Origin of the sequence: Natrinema salsiterrestre (assembly GCF_029502005.1) — an archaeon.
In the GTDB taxonomy this organism is placed as follows: domain Archaea; phylum Halobacteriota; class Halobacteria; order Halobacteriales; family Natrialbaceae; genus Natrinema; species Natrinema salsiterrestre.
Genome location: NZ_JAMQOT010000001.1, coordinates 732848 through 753523, shown reverse-complemented (window position 1 = coordinate 753523; position 20676 = coordinate 732848). Strand labels below are relative to the sequence as shown.

Genomic DNA, 20676 nt, shown 5'->3' with positions numbered 1-20676 from the left:
TTGACACGAAAATATCGGCTCAGACTGCCGTTGACTGGTAGTCAACTGTTCGCAGACGACGGTCGGGTCTCGGTCTCGAGTCGGTTGACCGCGAGTCAACGGCGGTTGTACCGACGTCTCCGGTTGACTGTTCCGCACCGACAGCGGTCAACCGATCCGATACGCCGTCGCCCGTTCGGTACGCGATCGGTTGACCCGACGGTAACGTCTCACGGACTCGAGTCCACGTCTGTATTACAATACCCCGTCCCGGTCACGGATCTCTCGTGATCCCCGCAGCGGGGATCGGGGCGAGCGCCGAGCCGCCGTCCGAACGCGGCCGTGTGATCGCCCGCGAGCGACACAACGGAGAATCCAACCATGCAACGACGCAAATTCGTTATCGGAATGGGAGCACTGGCATCGGGAACTGCTGCGGCCGTCGGATCGGGCGCGTTCTCGAGCGTGACCGCGTCGCGAGACGTCGACGTCGAAGTCGCCGACGACGCTTCAGCCTACCTGCGCCTCGAAGGCGCGGGTGGCGCGAACTCGGAGTACGTGACGGGCGACGGAAACGGCGGGACGCTGACGATCGACCTCAGCTCGAACAACCCCACCGACGCGGGCGGTGACGGCGTCAACCCGGACGCGATCACGGAGATCGACGGGCTGTTCGTCATCGAAAACCAGGGGACTCAGGAGGTCGACGTCGATCTCTCCAAGACGGGCGACAACGCGAGCCGCGTCTCGTTCTACCCCGACGGCGAGGCCTACGACGGCGATTCGCTGGCGACCAGTCCCGTCACGTTAGGTCCCGGCGATAGCACGACCGTCAGCGTCGAGGTCGACACGGAAGGCAGCGGGCTCGGCGACGGCGACGAGCTGCTCGACTCGGTGACCGTCAGCGCGACGGCGAACTAAACGGAGTAGAACGATATGGAACGACGAAAATTCGTACTCAGTGCCGGCGCGCTCGCCGCGAGCGGTGGCATCGCCCTGGGAACCGGGGCGTTCAGTACCGTCGAGGCCGAGCGAGACGTCGGCGTCGCGGTCTCCGACGACTCCAGCGCGTACCTCGGCATCGAACCCGGCGACGGACCGAACGGCAACTACGTCGATACGACGGACAGCGACGCACTCGCGATCAATCTGACCGGCGACAACGACAACATCGGCTCCGGTCTCGCCGGCGGCGAAGGGTTGAACGCCAACGCCGTGACCGGGATCGCGGACCTGTTCAAGATCCAGAACCAGGGCACGCAGGAGGTTCAACTCGAGGTCGCGCCGCTGGCGTTCGCCGACGCTGACTTCGCTAACTTCGACGGCGTTCTCGGCGTCCTTCTGGTGCCACAGATCGGCGGCGTGGCGCTCGATTACGACATGTCGTGGACTCCGCCGGTGAACCTCATCTCCCTCTCGGAGCTCTCGCCCGGCGACGAGATCGACTTCAGCCTGGCGGCCTTTGCGATCCCCGAAAGCGCGGTGGACTCGGTCGAGATCAGCGACGAAATCGAAATCACTGCGGAGGAACTCTGACAATGACGAACGACACACCGACACTCGGCGACTACGAAGCGGTCGCGGACGTCGATTTCGACCTCGACAGCGAGGAACTGGATCGGGACGCGATCAACGCGGAGCTCGAACGGCTCTTCAACAGCTAACCACACCCACTACGGGGCCGTCGACGGATCGAACCCCTTCGGGGATCGGTTCTCGGAGGAAGCCGATCACCTCACGTTACCGGACTCCGTCCTCGACGAGCGTCTCGAGCACCGAACGTGGCGTACAGGACGCACGCTTCGCATCCTGTTAGCCGGGACGCTCCCGTCGAAAGTGCTATTGGTATAATTAACCAAACTCTTATGGATACATATTTATATGTGAGTTTATCTCGTTGATCTAGTGGAAAAATGATTCGTCGGGGGGTCGGATGGACACTGCGAGGGCTCGTCCTCGTTACCGTTCTCGCGCTGGTCGCGGGGCAACTGCTCGGACAGCCGATACTGCTCAGTTTCGTCGAAACGGGGAGTATGGAACCGACGATCGACACGGGTGACGGATTCATCGCCGTTCCGAGCGAAGTGAGCGGCGAACCGGAGCCGGGCGACGTCATCGTGTTCGAGGCCACGGAAATCCAGGGCGGCGGACTGACGACGCACCGTATCGTCGAAGAGACGCCTCGCGGGTACGTCACGCGCGGGGACGCGAACCCGTTTACCGATCAGGACGGCGACGAGCCCCACGTACAGGACGCTCAGATCGTCGCGACCGCGTGGCGAGTCAACGGCGCGGTCGTGACGATCCCTCACTTCGGGACGGCCGTCATGTCGGTGAGCGACGCGTTCCGTGGTGTTCAGACGACGCTGGCAGCTACGTTCGGAACGCGGAACCTCCTCGGAAACTCGGGCCTGGCGGCGGTACTGCTCGCCCTCTCGAGCGTCCTCTACGTCGCCGAGACGGTCCGCGAACGGCGATCGACGTCGTTCGAATCGCGCCTCGGGAGAGACGACGGCGGCGACGGAATCGATCCGCGAGTGCTCTCGGCCGGGTTCGCGCTGCTGGTCGTCTCCGCGGGAGGGGCGGCGATGATCGCGCCGGCGGGGACGCAGTCCTACGACGTGATCAGCGCGGAGTTCGAGTCGGAGCAACCGCTCGTGATCGAACGGGGAACGACCGACGAGATCCCGTATACGGTCTCGAACGGCGGCTTCGTTCCGACGGTCTCCTACGTCGAATCCGGCGCCGACGACGTGACGGTCACACCGGATCGGGCGACAGTCGGTCCACGGGACGAGACGGCGGTCACGGTCTCGATTACGACGCCCGACGAGACCGGCTACTTCCCGACGTACATCACCGAGTATCGCTACCTGTACGTGCTTCCGGCACCGGTTCTCGACGCCCTCTACGACCTCCACCCGTGGGTGCCGTTCGTCGCCATCCTCTCGTTGCTCGGCGGTGGTACCTACGGTCTCGGCCGGGTACTCGCCGGGCCGGGGGACGCTCGCTCGAGACGACTGGCCGCCCGCAGTCGGCGGTCGACTGTGCGATCGATCATTCGGAGGCTCTACTGAGAATGAGTGGACGTCTGACCGAGACGGACGCCGGCACGGTGGACGACGAGCGCCGACTGCGCTCCCGCGTTCTGTTGGCGGAGTATCGGACGGCGATCATCGTCGCCCTCGTCGTGCTGGTGGCACTGGGTGGATGGGTCAGTTACGGCGCCTACGCGACGCCGGGCGAAGAGACGTCGCGGCAACGGACGACGGCCTGGACCGCGACGGGGGACGTCTCCCACGCGGCTACGGTCACCGAACCGAACACGATCTACGACGAGGGGACGCGCCTCGAGAATGACCCGCTCTACTACACGGCCATCAGCCCGACGGTCGACGGGGAGTTCGTCGCGGGGTACGACGCGCGAACGAGCGACGACGTTCAGGTCGGGCTCACCGTCGATCTCGTGTATCGCTCCGTCGGGTCCGACAACACCACCCACTGGAGCGAGCGCGAACGACTGGCGTCGACCCGCGAAGCGAACGTGCAACCGGGAGAGAACGTCACCGCCGCGTTCTCGGTCAACGTCAGCGAGATCACGGCCCGAGTCGACGAGATCGAGTCCGACCTCGAGGCCAGCCGTGGCGACACGGAGATCGAACTCGTCCTCGAGCGAGAGATCGACGGCACCATCGCCGGCGAACGGCGATCGACGGCGGACAGCTATCGGCTCACGATCGATGCCGATAGCGGAACGTATGAAATCGAGGACGGGGAGTCCTACGACGAGACGCACGAGGAGTACGAGACCGAAACCGTCCCCGCCTCGGTCAGTCCGATTCGGAGCGTCGGCGGGCCGCTGCTGGTCGTCCTCGGCATCGGCGGACTCGCCGGACTCGGATACGTCTCTCGGCGCGTTCCGACCCCGACGACCGCCGAGCGGGAGTGGCTCGCGTACCGTGACGACCGCGCCGAGTTCGAGGGGGTGATCACGACCATGCGGCTGCCCGACGCCGCGCTCGAGGGGCCGCGAGGGGAACTCGAGACGCTGTCGGCGCTGGCCGAATTCGGGATCGACGTCGGATCGGCGATCGTCTTCGATCCGGAGCGGGACCTGTACGTCGTTCGCGGCGACGGGATGGTCTCGGTCTTCGAACCGCCGGCGAAACCGCCGGCGGCCGAGGCTGCCGACGATCGAATTTCGTTTGCCGACGATAGCCCCCAGTCGTCGGTAACTGACGGCGAACCGATCGTCGAGAGCGGGAGCGACCGGCCGGCACTCTCCGACGCGTCCGACACCCCACCAGTGACCGACGAACGGGCGGCGACGACCGACTCGACGGCAGCGTCGGCTACCGACCCGGACGAAGCCTCATCTGCCGACTTGGCGGCCACCTCGCAGGTCGATCCGAACGAAGCGCCGGCTCCCGATTCGGGGGCCATGTCGGAGTCGGACTCTGCCGTCGAAATCGACGACGACGACCTGCTCGGACTCGCCGGGTTACGGGAAGAAGACCTCCTCGAGCCCGCGCCGCTCGGCTGGGAGTCTCGGTCCGAGAACGGATCGAACCCCGACGAAGCGACTGCGAGTGAGCCCGGCGGAGCGACCGCGAGCGACTCGACCGGGGACGACTGAACCGGAGCCCTCCCGGAGCGGTACTCTCGGCGAAAATAGCCGGTTCAGTCCTCGGAGCGAAACACGACGTGACAGCCGTAGTCGGGCGAGACCGGCGAGATCCGATCGCCGTCGGCCAGCCGGACCGACGCCGGCGGATCGGGGCGCGGAAGGGGTGCGTCGGCGTCGCGCCGGCGCTCCCGGCCCTCTCGAGAGAGCACGTACTCCCACGGCCCCTCTCGCCGAACGAAGGTCCCGTTGAGACTCCGGTCTCGAAGCTGCCAGCCCTCCTCGTCGCACTCGAGGGCGGCGTGTTCGGGACAGAGGTATCGCTCGTCGTCCGGGAACACGACGGTCGGCGTCCGTCGGTCCGCCGCCCAGCGGCCGAGGGTGTCCCCGGGACGAACGCGAACGGCGCATCCGGACGGCTCGTGGACCAACTCGGCGGCTCGATCCGGGACCTCGAAGAACGGGACGAGCGCGTCGTAGAGGCCGCCGGCGTCGTCGAACCGGTCGCGGTAGTCGGGTGCGGTCGCGCGACGGATCGGGTCGCTGAGAGCCGCCGGGCAATTCACGCCGCGAGACCGGAGATCGACGGGCTCCCGGCCCTCGTTCGAATCCGCCTCCGCGTTCGCCGTTCCGGTCACCAAAACGGCGAGAAACCGCCCGATGGCGTACACGTCGGACCACGGGCCGATCGGGTCCTTGCGACCGTCCGTTCGCGTCTGTTCGGGCGGTTTGAACGAGTCGCGACCGAAGCGGACGTCGGGTTCTGCCTCGATCGACACCGCGGCGTTCAGATCGATCACCGCGGGCTGGCCGGACCGGCGAACGAGCGCGTTACTCGGCGTCACGTCGAGATGCGCGACGCCGTTCCGGTGGAGGAACTCGAGCGCCTGGCAGACCGGACCGCCGAGTTCGCGAACGCGCTCGAGGGCGGATTCCGGATCCGTCTCGCGGTCCACGACGTCGTCGACCGAGCCGCCCCGAATCAGTTCCGTCGCGATGTACACCGTGTCCCCGTCGACCGCACCGTCGACGAACTGCACGAGCGATCCGGGAACCGGTCCCCCCTCGAACCGGCGGAACCACTGGAGCTCCCCCCGGAAGTGCGCCCGAACCTGCTCCGGGTCGTGCGAGCCGTCGTTCTCGCACTTGAGTGCGACCTGGATCTCTCGCTCGCGGTCGGTCGCGCGCCAGACCGTCCCGAGACCGCCGGCGGCGAGTCGCTCCTCGAGACGGAACCGATCGTCGACGATCGTCCCCGTCCGCTCGCCGTCCGTCATCGCGCTTCGCTCCGGTGCCGGATCGCTGGCCGCTCGCGGCGACTGCCCGTTTCGACGGTCGCGGACGCGGGACCGATCGCGCGACTACGTGGAGAACCCATTGAAGGGCCTCCCGTCGGTCGAGTCGCTCCAGCGCGTCCGGTTCTGGGCGTGATCGACCGACGAGAAGAAGCGAAACGTGATCGGGTCCTCCTTCCGCGGATCCTCGAACGTGAACGCCATTCCCTCTTCCAGCCGGGTCGTCTCCTCGAGGTCGCCGTCGGCGGCGGCGCTCGGGTCGAACCCGTGCTCCCGGTGCAGATCGGCTCCCTCGCTCGAGAGCAACACCGTCCACGTCCCGTCGCCGGTCTCCACGAACGTCCCGACGGCGCTGATATCGCGGACCTGCCAGTAGCCGTCGTCGTCGCACTCCAGCCGGACGTGGTGGGGTTCGACGGACGCGTCGTCGTCGACGACCAGACCGATGTTCGGGCTCCCATCGCCCCCCTCCGTCGTCCGGCCGATGGTGACGCCGTCGACGATCTCGAAGATGGTCTCGTCGCCCGCGATCGTGACCGCGGCCGTCGGCGGGTCGCCCTCGCCGGCCGAAACCACCTTCGCCGTTCCACCGTCCCCTGACGATCGGCTCGAGCCGCCGGACGAGGCGTTCGCCTCGCTGCCGGCTCGCGTGGTCCCGCCGCTATCGCCGGAGTCGGTCGCCGACCCGGACTCGGCGGCCCCCTCGGGCGGATCGATGATCGTCTCCTGATTCGTCAGCTCACGAGTGTCGGTGGCCGCGCCGCGAAGCGGCGGCGAGTCCGGCGACGGCGTCGTCCCTCGGTCCCTGGCAAGCGTCAGGGAGAGGTTGTCCTTGCCGCCGCGGTCGTTGGCGAACGAGACGAGCTGCTCGACTCCCTCCCGGAGATCGTCGGCCCCGAGGACGATATCTCGAATCTCGTCGTCCGTGACCAGCGACTCGCGGATCTCTTCGCGAGCGGCGTCCATGTCCGTCGCCTGCTGGTACGTCTCCCGAAGCGAGCGGTTGTCCGGGAACGCGTCGACCAGGCCGTCGCTCGTAAACAGGATGATGTCGTCGCGGTAGATCTCGGTGGAGCCGAACTCGACGTCGACGCTCGGCTGGCCGTGCGCGGAGCCGCCGACGACGTTCGTGATCGCCGTCGCGTCGGGGTGGATGCGGGCGTACACCTCGTCGTCGATCTCCCCCTTCTCGAGCAGGTCGTTCGTGACGGCGTGATCCCGTGTGAGCTGTTTCGTCTCCCCGTGGCGCTCGTTGATGACGTAGATCCGGCTGTCGCCGACCCAGCCGTAGTGGAGGTGGCCGTCGACGTAGACGCCCACGACGAGCGTCGTCGCCGGTCGGCCGCCGATGCTCTGGGCGAACTCCTGGATGTGCTGGTGGGCGGCGTCGATCCCCTCCTGGATCGCGGTTTTGATCTTCCCTTCGGAGACGGCCCCGTTCGGGTCGGCGTCGGCCGTCGGCGGCGTCGGGTCGTAGGAATCGATGCCGAACCGTTCCGGGACGTCCGTTCCGGGACCGAGGAGGGCGTCCGTGAGCCACTTCCTGACGACGGTCGTCGCTAAGAAGGCGGCGACGTCGCCGCAGTCCTCGCCGCCGACCCCGTCGCCGAGGACGAAGATCCCGACCGGCCGTTCCGTCTGCCGGTGTTGGTTCTCGAAGACCGCCGTCGCGATCCCGTCCTCGTTGATTCCGTCGCGTCGTTGCTTCCGCGCGCCGATATCGATAGTGCTCGCGTGTTCCATAGTCATTCCACGGGTTGGTGATCGAACTGGAAGTAGAACCGCTCGGGGTAGGACGGACTGACCAGCGCGATGGTGTCGCCGCCCTCGAGCGACGTCGACGCCTCGAGGTCGTCGGGAACCGACTCGCCGTGGCGTCGCTGGCGCTCCTGTCCGGCCTCCGACAGCAGGAGGTGCCACTCCTGTTCATCGTGTTTGCTGATGTAGGTGCCGTTGAGACTGGTGTCGATCACACGCCAGTTCCCCTCCTCGTCGGTGTCGAACCGACAGTGCACGGCCGAGAGGGCCTTGTGTCGGTCGTCCTCGAGCATGATCGAGGGCCGGGGTCCGTCGGGGGTCACCCTGCCGATGGTGTCGCCCGGACTGATCGTCCACCGCTCGTCGCGGCCGAGCCAGTGGACCGACGCCTGCGCCGGCATCGTCGCGTCGCGCTTCTCGAGGGATCGCTTGAGCACGGACGCGTTCGGATATCGGTCGACGGTATCGTGCTGGGTGGAGAGTCGGATGATCTCGTCCATGTACGGCGCCGTCTCGATGCCAAAGTCCGAGGGGGCGACGCCGTCGTCGTCGGGGACCCAGCCGACCTTGAGGTAACACAGGATCTTCCCGATGGAGTAGACGTCGCTCCAGGGGCCCTGGCGCTGTTCCGACCCCTGATTCAGTTCCGGCGGTTTGAACTCCCCCGGGACGGTCGAGTCCGCGTTCGACTCCCCCGCCGCGGAACTCGCGGCGCTCTCCGTCGTGAACTCGGCGCCGCCGCGTTCGGGGACGAACCCCTTGGCCGTGGTGAAGTCGATGATCTTCGGGTTCCTGGTCCCGTTGATCATGATGTTGTCCGGCTTGAGGTCACGGTAGATGAGGTCGTGATCGTGGAGGAAGGAGAGCGCGTCGCAGATCCCGATGCCGATCTCGCGGACCTCGTCGTCGTCGGCGATGGGATCGTCGTTCTTGACGACGGTCCCGAGCTCCTCGCCGTCGATCGCCTCGATGACGAGGACCGGCATTCCGAACCCGCGTTCCGTCCGGTAGTACCCCATGATGTTCGGGTGGCCGCCCGCGTCGCGGATGTCCTCGAGGACGTCCCGCTCTCGCTCGAAGTACTTGTCGACGAGGTCGTCCGGCGCGTTCCCGTCGTAGTTGGGGTGTTTCAGTGCGACCGACTGTCCCGTGTCGGTGTCGGTTGCGGCCCACACGACGCCGAAGCCGCCCCTCCCGAGCTGTTCTCGAATCTCGTATCGGCCGGCGAGTTCGTCTCCGGCTGTTGGCTCTGACATTTTGGTTGGTACTTAGTGTCTCTCTGTGTCCGATCGTCCGCGGACGGTATCCGCCGCCACCGGTCGATCGCGTCGACCGCTTTCAGTCGAACCGGCCGGCATCGTAGACGACTGTCGTGTTCTCCTGGATCTCGCGGACCTCCTCCTCGTCGCCTTCCTCGATTCTCGTGACGTTCTCCCGGAGCGCGTCCGTGATCTCCGTCTCGCCGGTGATGACCTCGGTCTCGTCGATCAGATCCTTGACCTCCTCGATCTCGTCTTCGTCGTCGGCGTGGGCGATGCGGGTGCGGAGATCCGTCTCGCGGTAGGAGAGGGTGACGTCCTCGTTCTGGGTCGCCAGTTTCTCCTCGTCGTCGGTGTAGCTGACCGAAATGTCGCTCGATGCCGACGCCGACCCGGCCTGCAGGTCGACGTTAGCGATCGTCGCGGTCGTCCCGAGTTCGCCCACGGGAGCGTCCATGGTCAGGACGACCTTCTGTTGCTCGCGGTCCAGCAGATCCGGCAGTCCGATGATCGCACTCCCCCCGGCGTGCTCGACGTCGACTTCCTGAACCTGCGGCAGCCGGCGGTAGACGTCGCCGACCTCACAGCCCTCCTCCAGATCGATCACCAGTTCGGGGTTGTTCGCGACGACCGTCGAGGCCTCCTGGACGACATCCCCGAAGAACGATCGGATGTCCATCGGGTTCTCCACGTGCGCCCACTGGCCCTGGGAGTGCTCGCCCAGCGTCCGAATGATCCCCTTGTCGTAGTTCGAGCCGATCCCGGCGGAGTAAATCGACGTCCCGCCGTCCGCGGTCGCCTTCGCCAGCGGCTCGAAGTCCGGCTCCTCGAGCCGGATGTCGCGGCCGTCCGAGAGCAGCAGGATCCGCTTCGCGATTCCCTCGCCCTCGTCGAGGCCGCGCAGCGACTTTCGCGCCTCCTCGAGGCCGGCGTAGATGTCGGTCCCGCCGCGGGTTTCGATTTCGTCGAGCTTCGCCTCGGCCTCGCTCCGTTCGATGTCTCCCCACCGGGTCGCTTCCATGATGACGTCGACTTCGGTATCGAACGTGACGATGCTCAGGTAGTCCTGATCGTTCAGGAGCCCGAAGACGAGGTTCGTCGCGTCGCGAACCTGATCCATCTTCTTGTAGGACATCGACCCGCTGCTGTCGATACAGAGCGCGATGTGTCGCTCCGTCGGTTCGTCGGTCCCGTCGTCGTCCGGTTCGATAGTGAGTTCGCAGGTAATTCCGCCCCCGTTCTCCGGCACGTACGGTCGATTCAGTTTCGTTGAGAAGTCGGTCGTCATTGCGGTAACTAATCATACCTCTCAGGATGATCTGATAACTTTTTCGCTGGTATCTAATGTCAGTTGATACGAAACCGACTCGACACGGGCGTGGAAAAAACGGGGTCCCGTTACGCGACGCTGACGCATCCGACCGGGAGAATCCGCGACTATCGCGGCGAACGCGGCCGGCTCGAGCCGTCGGTCGCTACGACAGTTTCACGTCGATCTCCGCGCGACCGGCGAGTTCGAGCGTGTCGCCGTCCTCGAGCTTCTCCTCGGAACCGTCCATGGCAGTTCCGTTGCGCTTCGTCCCGTTCGTACTGACGTCGGTCACGTAGACGCCGTCGTCTTCGACCGCGAACTCGAGGTGCTCGCCCGAGAGGTACCTCGCCTCTTCGCGGCCGCCGCTCGCCGAGACGAGGTCCGCGAGCCACTCCTCGTCGCGTCGACCGAACACGTCACCGTCACCGAACGTGTAGGGTTCGCCGTCGATCTCGAGCGTCACTTCGGTCGGGACGTCGTCGGCGTCGTCGTCGGATGCCTCGTCATCGCTCGCGTCGTCGTCTGCGGTTTCATCGTCGGCGTCGTCGGCTTCGTCATCGCCGATCTCGTCGTCGACGGCCTCGTCAGCGGCTTCCTCGTCGTCGGCGTCGACGCCCCCGCTCTCCCGGATCGCGTCCAGATCCGTCCCGCAGCTCGGGCAGAACGACTCCTCGTCGATCGAGTTCCCGCAGTCCGGACACTCGGTAAGCTCCACCGACTCGTCCGCCTCGCTCTCGTCCGCTTCCTCGAGTTCCTCCCCGCAGTTCGGGCAGAACGCCGCCGACGCGTCGACCGTCGAGTCACACGACTGGCACTCGATCGTCGCCGGCTCGTCTTCTTCCGGCGTGTCTCCGTCGTCTTCGGCTTCCCCGTCGGCATCCGTTTCCGCTTCGTCTTCGTCGTCCGTCTCTGCCTCCTCTCCTTCGTCGTACTCCACCTCGAGGTCGTCTTCGTCATCGGCTGCGTCGTCGGCGGTCTCGGACTCCTCGTCGGAACTATCAGCGTCGTCACCACTCGGCGCTTCGTAATCGGGATGTGGCGTGTTACAGTTCGGACAGAATCCGCCGTTCGGGGACGGATCGAACGTCGTTTCACACGAGACGCAGCTGAATTCGGTTTGTTCTGCCATGGTATTCAGCGCACTTTCTCAGTCATAATAGAAAAAAGTATGCCAGAACTGGCGTGTTTTTTCTCCGGTTTCGGGGCGATGTATCGGACGCACGAAGTCTCTCCACTCGCGGACGACACCCGTAAACATCAAAAACACAACTATGGGCTGGCTGGGAGAACGGGTGCAGTGTGTCGCTCGGTCGGTGGTGACGGTGGAGGGAACGAGGGGAGAAACGCGATTGGTGGCTGTGCACCCGCCGATTTCGGTGCCGATGGAATCCGGCCCGTCGTACTGATCTCGTCACGGGAGTTCCTCGCTCCGCTACCGGTCTCAACAGACACTACAATCAAAACAAACGCTAAGTATTTACGTCAAACAGGAGATGTCGGGATACAATGCGCCCCCCGAACGGATCAGGTACCGACCACGAAACACTCGTTCTCCTGGAACTGGTCGCGGTTCCCATCGCGTTGCTGGCGACGTTCTTCACGCTCGCTCTCGCCGAACTCCTCGCGGTCGCGATTAGCATGGCGATCGACGCCGCGGGTGTCGGTGGCGCCGTTCTCCCGGTCGTCAACGTCGTGATCGGACTCGGGACGCTGCTGGTTCTCTTCGGGGCGGGCGGACTCCTCGTCGTCGGCTATCGCTACTGCTTCGACTCGTGGTTCGACGAAGTCAGCGCGCTTCCCGTGTTACTCGTTCCGGGTATCGGTATCGCCGTTTCAGTCGGGTACTCGATCTGGACCGCCGGTTCGATACGGCTCTCTTCGTGGCTCTTCTTCCCCATCGCTATCTCGGCGTACGCGCTGGCGTATCGGACGATCGCGATCGATTCGCTCCGCCGAGACCGCGAACGCGACGGTCTGGTCGCCGGTGCGCTCACCGGATTCCCGGTCGTCGTCGTGCTGCTCGACCTCGCCAGCCGAATGATCGGTTCGGGACGACCGATCGCGCGGACGCTGGACCCGGTGGCAGTCGGCGGGGGTACCCCGACGGTGCGATCGGTCGTGATCGCCGTTCCGCTCCTCGTCACGGCGCTCTACGGTATCGAGACGCTCTACAGTCGACAATCGCGATGGGACGGGCCCGACTGGTCGGTCCCGGTCTCCCGAAACGCGATTTCGTCCCGTACGCCGTCCGCCAGATCCCTGCCGAATCCCAGAGACGCGATTTCCGATCTCACGTCGCGCGTGCGATCGGACTCGTCGGGTCGCCAACCCACCGGCGCGGGTGCCGGCCGAGCCTCCTCGAAGAAGGCCCGATCCTCCAGCGACGTCGTTCCCTCGAGCCCGGGAACGGGATCCGCTCCTCGCAGCGGGTCGACATCGAACGACGCCTCCAGCTCGACCTCGTCGGCCGAACGTGCCGCGGGCACGTCGGCGGACGACGGGCCGTCCGCGAGCTCCACCGACACGTCGGACGAGGACGATTCGTCTCCGACCACGCAATCCGAAGGCGCTGGCACTGACGACTCATCGCCCGCCGACGCTGTTAACTCGGCGGCCGACTCGAGCAGCGACGGTTCCGGCTCCGACACCCGGATCTTCGTCGACGACTTCGATCAGTACGTTCCCGATGAGACGCCGGTCGAGACGTGCCCCGACTGCGAGAAGGAGATCCCGTCGGACGGCGTCTACAACTTCTGTCCGTTCTGCGGTGGCGACCTGTGATCGATCCGGGATTCCGGTACTCGTCCGATTCGCGGCCGTGAGTACGGCCCCGGTTCCACTGGCCGCGTTTCCCCCGAGCACTGCCGTCCGAATCGCGCACGACGACTCCCTCGAGCGGCCACTCGCCGACTCACACGCCGATCAGCCGTCGTCCTCGGCGCGCTCGCGTAACCGGCGTTTCTGCTGGCGCTCGGTCACGTGATCGACGCCGTCGGCCAGCTCCGCTCGCACGGCGTCCTCGAAGGCGTCGACCTCGTCGAGGAATTCCCCCGAAAACTCCTCGACCAGTTCGAAGGTCCACTGATCGCTGATCGCACCCGCGGGGAGGTGGTCGTCACGGAGTTCGTTCGCCCGCTCCTCGTGACCGGCGTCCCGAAGCCGGTCCTCGGCGTCACCCATCCGGTCCATCGCGTGGCCCAGCTGGTGGTGGAACTCGAGCAAGGTGCCGTAGGCTCGATGGACGTGTTCGATTCCCAGTTGGAGTTCGTGGAGCGCGGCCTGTTCGGCGTCGCTCAGCGCGAGCTCGTCCGGATCGGTCTCCGTGTCGGGGCCGGCGCTCGGATCGGTATCAGTCACGAACCCGACGACGGCAGCCCGGGGGAAAATCCTCTCCGTTGAATCTGCCGGACCATCGGATAGGCGGAATCGACTGCAGTATCGGACGTGATGGAGTCCGTAATCGGCTCCCGCTCCCCGTCGTCAGAGCTCGAGCCGCGCGCCGAGCTCGGGGGCGGCCGCGTCGTACCCGTCGGCTCGGAGTTCCTCGGCGAACGCCTCGCACCGGTCGCCGTGGTTGACCAGCACCCGCGTGTCCTCGTAGGACTCGAGGAACGCCCGGACGCCGTTCCGATCCGCGTGCGCGGAGAAATCGTACTGCTCGACCTGGGCGCTGACCGGCATCACCCGGCCGTCGATCTCGGCGCTGCCGGTCTCGAGTAGCTCCCGACCGGGCGTCCCCTCGACCTGATAGCCGGTCATCGCGATCTTGTTCGTCGGGTGCGCCCGGATCGCGGGGACGTAGGTCATCGCGGGACCGCCGTGGAGCATCCCACTCGTCGTTATGATCGCCGTGTTCTGCTCGGCGATGCGCCTGCGCTGGCCGTCGCGGCCGGTGACGAACCGGGCGTGGGATTTCGCTCGCCGAAGCGCGTCCGCATCGCGGACGAACTCGGGATGTCGCAGCAGCATCTTCGTGATTTGTTTCCCCATCCCATCGACGTAGCAGGGAATTTCCTGTCGCTCGCAGAGCAGTAGCATCTCCTGTGTGCGTCCGATGGCGAACGCGGGGATCACGACGGTGCCACCTTCCCAAAGCGTCCGCTCGACGCTTTCGACGAACCGTTCTTCAACCCTCGGTCGGTCCTCGTGTTCGACGTCGGAATAGGTGCTCTCACAGATCACTACGTCGGCGTCGGGTCGCGCAGTCGTCTTGGACACCAATTGTTGGTCTTCCGTGTGGAAGTCCGCAGTGTAGAGCAGTCGCGTTTCCCCGTCATCGACGAGAACGTGGGCTGAGCCGGGGATGTGGCCCGCGTCGAAAAACGTCACCTCGTGGCCGGCTACCTCGAACGTCTCGCGATAGCCGTGTGTCTTCGAGACCTGCGTGACTCGCTGAACGTCCGTTTCGGTGAAGGGACATTGCATGGTCCCGCCGTGCAGTTTCAAGGTGTCCCGCGCGAGCGTCAGTGCGAGCTCGCGCGTCGGCGGCGTCCAGTGAATCGCCGGGCGGGCGTCGCCGCTGAGCAGCGAGGGGATCGCCCCGACGTGGTCCAGGTGGCCGTGACTCACCACGATCGCGTCGGGAGCTGCGTCGCCCGGGAACTGCGGCGGGTTCCCCGATTTCATTCCGTAGTCGAGCAGGAGGCGATCGTTTATCAGGATCGCGCTCCGGCCGACTTCTCCCGCACCGCCCAGAAACCGAATATCCATTAGCGACTGATAGTCGCTCGTACCGTTTGACAACGTCGAATCGTGCCGCCTCGGTCGAGAGCCGACCGCTCACTATCGCCGGTGGAGAGGAACGAAACGAGGATGACAGCCTACCGCCTCCGCGTCAAGTTCGATCCCGACCCGATGTCGCTGTGACGAGACATAGTCGTCGGCTCGGACCGCTCGTTCGACGAGTTGTTCGAAGACGTGCAACTAGTCTAGGGAAGTCCGTGAAGAAACAACTGGGGCGTCGTTCGAAAACGGGGGCCTCAATCCTCTGGTGTGACGTGCCCGGGTGCTTCCCGGGCCGGAGCCGGAGGCTCGTGAGTGCCGAAGTCGGGATGGGTCTCTTCCATCCACAGGAACACGACTGCCCCCGAGACGAACATCAGGATCGCAGTCATGTAGAACGCAGCTTCGGTGTTCACGAACTGCATCGTGAGGCCGATCAGGATAGCCCCGACGCCGTAGCCGGAGTCGCGCCACATCCGGTAGACGCCCATGCCCGCCGACCGCCAGGTCGGATGGGCCGCGTCGCTCGGGACCGTCATCAGGTTCGGGTAGAGCAGCGCCATCCCGAGACCAGAGACGCCGGCCAAAACGGCCCACGGGAGGTAGCTGTCGACGAATACCATCCCGAGGACGCCAGCACCGGCGATGAACATCCCCACGACGACGGGTGGGCGGCGACCGATGCGGTCGGCGAGGCCGCCGGTCCCGATCTGGAGGAAGTACATCGCGCTGTGAACGCCGACGACGACGCCGACGGCCTCGATCGCGAGCCCCTGACTCGTGAGATACAGCGGGACGGCGATCCAGAACAGCGTGTCCACAAAGTTCTCGATGTGGCCGGCCTGCGCCGCCGCGAACAGCGTCTTGTCGCCGTAGGTCGCGCGCTTCAGGACGTCGACGAACGGGAGATTCGCGTCGTGGTGCTCGTCGTCACCCTCCTGCTGTGCGAGCTGGACCGTCTCCTTGATCAGGAAGATCGAGATGAGGAACGCCAGCACCACCACGATGGCGAGGAAGTAGAACGGCTCGGGCCGGAGATTCCACCGCCCGGCGATGACGCCAGTGATCCACGCGCCCGCTGCGACGCCGGTGTAGCCGAACGCCTCGTCGATGCCGACGGCGAGCCCGCGCTGGTCGGTGCTCGCGAGGTCGATCTTGGCATTGATCGCCATGCTCCAGGTCAGCGCCTGGTTGATCCCCAGCAGGACGTTCCCGACGGTGATCCAGCTCCAGCTCGGCGCGTAGATGAGAATCACCGGGATCGGCAGCGCAGTGAGCCAGCCGAGAACGAGCACTGGCTTGCGGCCGTACTCTTCGCCCCACTTGCCGGCGTAGAGGTTCAGCAGCGCCTTGACGAAGCCGAAGGAGACGACGAACGAGCCGATGACGAAAAACGACTCGACGCCGAGTACCTCCTCGCCCAGCACGGGGACGACCGTACGCTCAGAGCCGATCGTCAGCCCCGTCGCGAACACCAGCAGAACGTGCAGCGAGAACTGTCCGAGGTGCTCGCGAATGCCCTGCGTCAGGTCGGTTTGCCCACTCATCGATTACTCTGCTGCACAGCGGTTAGGGCCCAGTTCGAGTTCGGACAGTTCCTCGTCGGGGACGTCCTCCTGCCCGACGTTCGTGCGCTTGACGCGCTCGAAGTTCGGCGGATGGTCCGGGATGTCCGAGGCGAGCGTCTCGATGAACTCCTCGCGTTCACGACTAAGATCCGCGTTTTGCGCTTTGACGTCACCGAGTGTCGCAGTCACCGGTGGCTCAGGTGATCCGGGATCGTGTGCCGGGAGGACGACGGCGTCGTCCGGCCGATCCAGCAGGCGCTGGAGGCTCTCGTAGAGCGTGGCCGCATTCCCTTCGACGTCGGACTCTTCGATACCGGCTTCGACGCCGAGTTCGACGCGGCCGACGCTCTCGTGGAAGAGCGTATCGCCCGTGAGCAGGGCCTCGCCCTCGAGATCGAACGAGACGCTGCCCTCGCTGTGTCCCGGCGTGTGGATCACGTCGACGTCGACGGTCCCGACTCCGATCGTCGCTTCGTCTTCGACCGGGGTCGCGTCGATCGCGAGCGCGTCCTTCGGGTGGAGGTAGTAGGGAACGTCGTGCCTCTCGGCGAGTTCCGCACCACCGGAGACGTGGTCGGCGTGCGCGTGCGTGTCGAAGACGCCGACGAGGTCGGCGTCGTGCTCGTCGAGGATTGCATCGTACTCGTCGAGGTAGTGGGAGGGATCGAACGCGGCGGCCTCGCCGTCCGAAATCAGGACGTGCGAGAGACAGCCCTTCCCGGGACGGGCGACCTGAACCAGCGTCCCGTCGAGATCGGTCTCGACGGGTGCGCGTCGATGGACACGGCTCCACCCGTTCATCCCATCGGTGAGCGTCGCGGCGTCGTAACCCAGCTCTCGCAGGACGTCCGTCGCCGTCTGCGAGACGACTCCCGCGGCGCAGACGGTGACGATCTCTTTCTCTTCCGGCAGGTCTTCGAGGGCATCCCCTGCCGTTTCCGGATCGTCCTGTAGTTCATCGTAGACGTCGACGTTGACGCTATCCGGGATATGCCATTCGTCGTAGTCCGCCCGGTGCCGAATGTCGAGGACGAGAACGTCGTCCCCGTCGGCCTGCAATCGTCCACTGAGTTCGTCCGGAGTCACTTCTGTCATCGGTGTTCTCCGATAAGAGGCATATCTGCATATGGGTAGTGCCGGTCATGACCGGCACAGCTATTGCGATAGAGATCGAATAGAGCGTATGAGCCTGTACGAGGCCTCGTTCCGGGTGAAACACGAGTGTCCCTATCGGGAGATCTCGGAACGGCAGCCGGACCTCACGATACGCGAGTGGTATCTGAGCGACTGCCAGGTGCTCGAGATCACGTCCTCGGAAACTCCGACGGACGACCTGCTCGAGGAGATCGACAGTCTGGGAACGGTTCTGCACCGATCCGTCGACGACTCCGGGTTGCACGTCGTTACGCAGGCGTGTCTCTGTTCGCTAGAGGGGTCGATCATCGACCGATTCGAGGAGTACAACTGCCTGTACCAGCCGCCGACGATCCACCGGCAGGGCTGGGAGCACTACTCGGTGATCGCGTTCGACGAGGGCGACGTCCGAGCGCTGATTCGGGACCTCGAGTCCGACCGGGACATCGAGGTCCTCTCGAAGACTGCCATCGAGGAACAGCAGATCCCACACAGCATGTTGGCCCCCGTCGATCAGCTCTTCGAGGATCTCACCGACCGACAGCTGGCGGCGCTCCGGTTGGCCCTCGAAAGCGGGTACTACGAACAGCCCCGGAAGACGTCACTACGCGAGTTGGCCGAGCGGACATCCGTTGCTCGCTCGACGTACGAGGAACACCTTCGGAAAGCTGAGAACAAACTCCTCACGAACACGGGCGAGTTCTTGCGGTTGGTGGCGGCGACGTCCACGGGAGACCCACTGCACGTCGAGCAACCACGGGCGCCCGAACAGAGCACCGACTGACCACGCTACGAGTCAACGCCGTCGTAGCGTCAGCCGATGGTCAGCACTTCGTCGGCGTCTTCGACGATGCGAAGGCAGTCACCCATCGTCGAACGGGGCCTGAGGTCGTCGGGGTCGATGTCACGAGAGTCGAGGCAGGTACCACAGGCGAAGAGGTCCCCGCCGTCTTGCGTGTACTTGCGTATGACTCCGTGTGGGTTGAACTTCTCGTGCTCGAGGTCGGGCGCTTCGACGCCATCGCCCAGCAGGAACACCTCGACCGTGTGCTCCGCATCGAGGGCGGTGTTCGCCAGTCGAAATCCGTTCCAGACGCGCTCGGTGTCGTTCGTCTCGATGATGATTCCGAGATGCATGCGGAAGCTGCGGTAGGTGGTAACTTGAGTCTCAGTGATGATTCCTCTCTAGAGGGAATCCAGTCGACCAATTATGGTGGTAGGTCACCTCAGACCGAGACTGAAGCGCTCTAGAGTCGATGTTACGCCTTCGCAACCACTAATGATCTACTTGGACCACGCCGCGACGACGGAACCGCGCGAGGAGGTTATCGCCGCAATGCAGCCGTCTCTCGAAGATCACTACCGCAATCCATCGGCGGTCTATGCGACCACCGAGGCTGACGCGGTTCACAACGCACGAACAGCAGTCGCTGATCTCCTCGGCACGAGTGCTCGAAACATCGTGTTCACGGGCGGAGGAAGCAAAGCGGACAACCTCGCACTCAAAGGGGCCGTCGATGCGGCTGACGGGCAACACGTCGTCATCACGACTATCGAACACTCAGCGGTGGTCGAGACGGCCAACTGGCTGGAAGAACACGGTATCGACGTAACGCGGGTGGCTCCCGGGCGGGACGGCCGCGTCGATCCAGTCGATGTCGCACATGCGATTCAACCGGACACAGCCATCGTCTCTGTCATGCACGCCAACAACGAAACCGGGGTCATCCAGCCGCTGAAAGCTATTGGTGAAATCACTGACGAACGCGACGTGTTGTTCCACTCGGATACGGTCCAGTCCGCGGGGAAGATTCCAATCGACATCGATGAACTCGGACTCGACTTGGCGAGCCTCAGCGCGCACAAGTTCTATGGCCCGAAAGGCGTGGGCGCACTGTACGTCCGTGACGGTATCGAACTGGAGCCGATAATCCACGGAGGCGGTCAAGAACGAGGGTTCCGCAGCGGAACCGAAAACGTCCCAGGGATTGTTGGGATGGGCAAAGCTGCTGAACTTGCCGGAGGACCTGGCAGAACGGAGAGAACGTCTAGCCGAACTCCGTGACGAACTCGTCGCGACACTCCAGACCGAAACCGGTGCAACCCTCGTCGGTCATCCCGATCGGCGACTCCCGGGCTACGCGATGATGGGATTCCCTGAATTGTCGGGGGCGGATCTCGTTCAGGGATTCGCTGACCGCGACATCGCGGTGTCGAGCGGGTCTGCGTGCCACTCCGGTGATCGGTCTCCCTCTCGGGTCCTGATGGAGATGGACATCGATACGAACCTGGCATTTGGCGCGGTTCGGTTCTCACTGGGCCGTGACACGACGAGCGAAGACGTCCAGTACGTCAAAGATCAACTCGGACGCGTTCTCGAGGAGGCCAGGAGATGAGCGACGTAGAGAGTTTCGTTCGATTCTGTGAGAGCGAGTTCGGGACGGCGGTCATGGACCGCGAGGCCGCGTACGTGAAACAGCACGTCGGTACGGACGACCGGATTCTGGACGTTGGATGCGGCATCGGCTCGCTCGAAGAACGCTTTCCCGATCACGAAATGATCGGGGTAGATCGCTCGGAGGCGATGATCCGGGCAGCACGGGATCGAGTTTCTGCACCGCTTGTTCTCGGCGATGCGACCGCGCTCCCTATCGCAACCGCGTCCGTTGATGCTGTCGTCTTCGTCTCGACGCTCGAATTCATTCCCGATAGCGATGCTGTGCTAGCCGAGGCGACTCGTGTCCTCGCGTCTGAGGGTGTCCTCGTGGCACTCGTGTTGAACACACGTTCCGAGTACGTTCGATCGAATCTCCAGCGAGGAGGTTCCTACTTCCAGCGGATGGTCCACCGGGATTCTGAGGCGTTGACAGACACGATTCTGGAATACGTCGAGGGCGAGCAGGAGTTCTTCTTGGGTATCTCTGACGAGCACGTCTTCGAGACCACAGACCCATCGAACGCTGCGATCTCAGCGGTCGTTGGGACTCCGACCGAGTGACCACAATATCCTTGCCTGAGTTCTGTG

General features: G+C 64.8%; 20 protein-coding genes. 10 read left to right on the top strand and 10 right to left on the bottom strand.

Features of this window, described 5'->3' with window-relative positions; genetic code table 11:
• The first annotated feature begins 360 nt into the window (after positions 1-360).
• From NDI89_RS03750 to NDI89_RS03730, 5 genes are all read left to right on the top strand, one after another.
• Positions 361-900 (top strand): DUF1102 domain-containing protein, encoded by a 540-nt coding sequence (locus NDI89_RS03750; RefSeq protein WP_277520172.1) that lies wholly within the window; start codon positions 361-363, stop codon positions 898-900.
• A 15-nt stretch (positions 901-915) separates the two neighbouring features.
• Positions 916-1515, top strand: a complete 600-nt coding sequence (locus NDI89_RS03745; protein WP_277520171.1) for a hypothetical protein — start codon at positions 916-918, stop codon at positions 1513-1515.
• A 2-nt stretch (positions 1516-1517) separates the two neighbouring features.
• Positions 1518-1643: a hypothetical protein gene (locus tag NDI89_RS03740; RefSeq protein ID WP_277520170.1), complete on the top strand. Its 126-nt coding sequence runs from the start codon at positions 1518-1520 to the stop codon at positions 1641-1643.
• 249 nt (positions 1644-1892) lie between these two features.
• Positions 1893-3056, top strand: a complete 1164-nt coding sequence (locus NDI89_RS03735) for a signal peptidase I (RefSeq protein WP_277520169.1) — start codon at positions 1893-1895, stop codon at positions 3054-3056.
• Between the two features lie 2 nt (positions 3057-3058).
• Entirely contained in the window at positions 3059-4615 is a 1557-nt protein-coding gene (locus NDI89_RS03730; protein ID WP_277520168.1) for a DUF5305 domain-containing protein, read from the top strand.
• A 44-nt stretch (positions 4616-4659) separates the two neighbouring features.
• Here NDI89_RS03730 and NDI89_RS03725 read toward each other — a convergent pair whose 3' ends face one another.
• The 5 genes from NDI89_RS03725 to NDI89_RS03705 form a co-directional block, all read right to left on the bottom strand.
• Positions 4660-5880 carry a serine/threonine protein kinase gene (locus NDI89_RS03725; RefSeq protein ID WP_277520167.1) on the bottom strand — a complete coding sequence of 407 codons (1221 nt, stop codon included), beginning with the start codon at positions 5878-5880 and terminating at the stop codon, positions 4660-4662.
• A gap of 84 nt (positions 5881-5964) precedes the next feature.
• Positions 5965-7641: a protein phosphatase 2C domain-containing protein gene (locus tag NDI89_RS03720; protein WP_277520166.1), complete on the bottom strand. Its 1677-nt coding sequence runs from the start codon at positions 7639-7641 to the stop codon at positions 5965-5967.
• 2 nt (positions 7642-7643) lie between these two features.
• A complete protein-coding gene (locus NDI89_RS03715; RefSeq protein ID WP_277520165.1) occupies positions 7644-8912 on the bottom strand; it encodes a protein kinase domain-containing protein in 1269 nt (422 codons plus the stop codon).
• Positions 8913-8994: 82 nt separating this feature from the next.
• A complete protein-coding gene (locus tag NDI89_RS03710; RefSeq protein ID WP_277520164.1) occupies positions 8995-10203 on the bottom strand; it encodes a vWA domain-containing protein in 1209 nt (402 codons plus the stop codon).
• Between the two features lie 187 nt (positions 10204-10390).
• Entirely contained in the window at positions 10391-11356 is a 966-nt protein-coding gene (locus NDI89_RS03705; protein WP_277520163.1) for a double zinc ribbon and FHA domain-containing protein, read from the bottom strand.
• Positions 11357-11733: 377 nt separating this feature from the next.
• On the opposite strand from NDI89_RS03705, the gene NDI89_RS03700 reads away from it, so the two are divergent.
• Positions 11734-13008, top strand: coding sequence for a zinc ribbon domain-containing protein (locus NDI89_RS03700; protein ID WP_277520162.1), 1275 nt, complete (start codon positions 11734-11736; stop codon positions 13006-13008).
• A 141-nt stretch (positions 13009-13149) separates the two neighbouring features.
• Here the strand turns inward: NDI89_RS03700 and NDI89_RS03695 are convergent, their stop codons facing one another.
• The 4 genes from NDI89_RS03695 to NDI89_RS03680 form a co-directional block, all read right to left on the bottom strand.
• On the bottom strand, positions 13150-13584 hold the full coding sequence (locus NDI89_RS03695) for a BAR domain-containing protein (RefSeq protein WP_277520161.1): 435 nt from the start codon (positions 13582-13584) through the stop codon (positions 13150-13152).
• 123 nt (positions 13585-13707) lie between these two features.
• Complete coding sequence (locus NDI89_RS03690; protein WP_277520160.1) at positions 13708-14937, bottom strand: MBL fold metallo-hydrolase; 1230 nt, start codon at positions 14935-14937, stop codon at positions 13708-13710.
• A 269-nt stretch (positions 14938-15206) separates the two neighbouring features.
• On the bottom strand, positions 15207-16496 hold the full coding sequence (locus NDI89_RS03685; RefSeq protein WP_277520159.1) for an MFS transporter: 1290 nt from the start codon (positions 16494-16496) through the stop codon (positions 15207-15209).
• Positions 16497-16499: 3 nt separating this feature from the next.
• Positions 16500-17612 carry an MBL fold metallo-hydrolase gene (locus NDI89_RS03680; protein WP_277520158.1) on the bottom strand — a complete coding sequence of 371 codons (1113 nt, stop codon included), beginning with the start codon at positions 17610-17612 and terminating at the stop codon, positions 16500-16502.
• A gap of 88 nt (positions 17613-17700) precedes the next feature.
• Here NDI89_RS03680 and NDI89_RS03675 point away from each other — a divergent pair, with 88 nt between their 5' ends.
• Positions 17701-18435: a helix-turn-helix domain-containing protein gene (locus NDI89_RS03675; protein WP_277520157.1), complete on the top strand. Its 735-nt coding sequence runs from the start codon at positions 17701-17703 to the stop codon at positions 18433-18435.
• Between the two features lie 29 nt (positions 18436-18464).
• On the opposite strand, the gene NDI89_RS03670 is transcribed toward NDI89_RS03675, so the two are convergent.
• Positions 18465-18788, bottom strand: coding sequence for a DsrE family protein (locus NDI89_RS03670; protein ID WP_277520156.1), 324 nt, complete (start codon positions 18786-18788; stop codon positions 18465-18467).
• A gap of 142 nt (positions 18789-18930) precedes the next feature.
• On the opposite strand from NDI89_RS03670, the gene NDI89_RS03665 reads away from it, so the two are divergent.
• The 3 genes from NDI89_RS03665 to NDI89_RS03655 are packed head-to-tail and all read left to right on the top strand — an operon-like array spanning position 18931 to position 20649.
• Entirely contained in the window at positions 18931-19716 is a 786-nt protein-coding gene (locus NDI89_RS03665; protein WP_277520155.1) for a cysteine desulfurase family protein, read from the top strand.
• Entirely contained in the window at positions 19640-20047 is a 408-nt protein-coding gene (locus NDI89_RS03660) for an aminotransferase class V-fold PLP-dependent enzyme (RefSeq protein ID WP_307729225.1), read from the top strand. The genes NDI89_RS03665 and NDI89_RS03660 overlap by 77 nt, the downstream gene beginning before the upstream one ends.
• A 53-nt stretch (positions 20048-20100) precedes the next feature.
• Positions 20101-20649, top strand: coding sequence for a class I SAM-dependent methyltransferase (locus NDI89_RS03655; RefSeq protein WP_277520153.1), 549 nt, complete (start codon positions 20101-20103; stop codon positions 20647-20649).
• Positions 20650-20676: the final 27 nt, after the last annotated feature.